Origin of the sequence: Rhizobium sp. RAF36, from assembly GCF_052114105.1 — a bacterium.
Taxonomy (GTDB): Bacteria; Pseudomonadota; Alphaproteobacteria; order Rhizobiales; family Rhizobiaceae; genus Rhizobium.
The window spans coordinates 1-445 of the sequence record NZ_JBFREC010000028.1 but is presented as its reverse complement, the minus strand read 5'-3'; the positions used below and the strand labels follow the sequence as shown (position 1 = coordinate 445).

Genomic DNA, 445 nt, shown 5'->3' with positions numbered 1-445 from the left:
CCCGTTCCCATTCCGAACACGGCCGTGAAACGCCCCAGCGCCTATGGTACTTCGTCTTAAGACGCGGGAGAGTCGGTCGCTGCCAGGTCTGCAAAACGCAACTAATCTTCTCATCACACATTCGGCCCTGCCGAAAACATCGGGCCGCGCAAGCGGCCTTTTGCTTTTGAAGCCGAAATGCTCTCAAAAGAGCAGAACCTTACAGGAGCAAATCGCCTTCGGCAATTTGCTCCGGCACAGTCCGTCATCGCTAAAGCGACGACGTAGCCGCGATAAATCCCAAACGGATTTACGCTGGACGCGGGGTGGAGCAGCCCGGTAGCTCGTCAGGCTCATAACCTGAAGGCCGCAGGTTCAAATCCTGCCCCCGCAACCAAATCATCTTCATGGATACAAAACAGAATAGACAAAACCCGCGTTAAGCAGGTCTTTTGCGTCTTAACTC

At 54.4% G+C, this 445-nt stretch carries 1 tRNA gene and 1 rRNA gene; both read left to right on the top strand.

Annotated elements, in window-relative coordinates:
* Positions 1–88: ribosomal RNA gene (gene rrf / locus AB4Z25_RS29335) — 5S ribosomal RNA — on the top strand; the annotation flags it as partial.
* 211 nt (positions 89–299) lie between these two features.
* A tRNA-Met gene (locus AB4Z25_RS29330) sits at positions 300–376 on the top strand.
* Positions 377–445 lie beyond the last annotated feature (69 nt).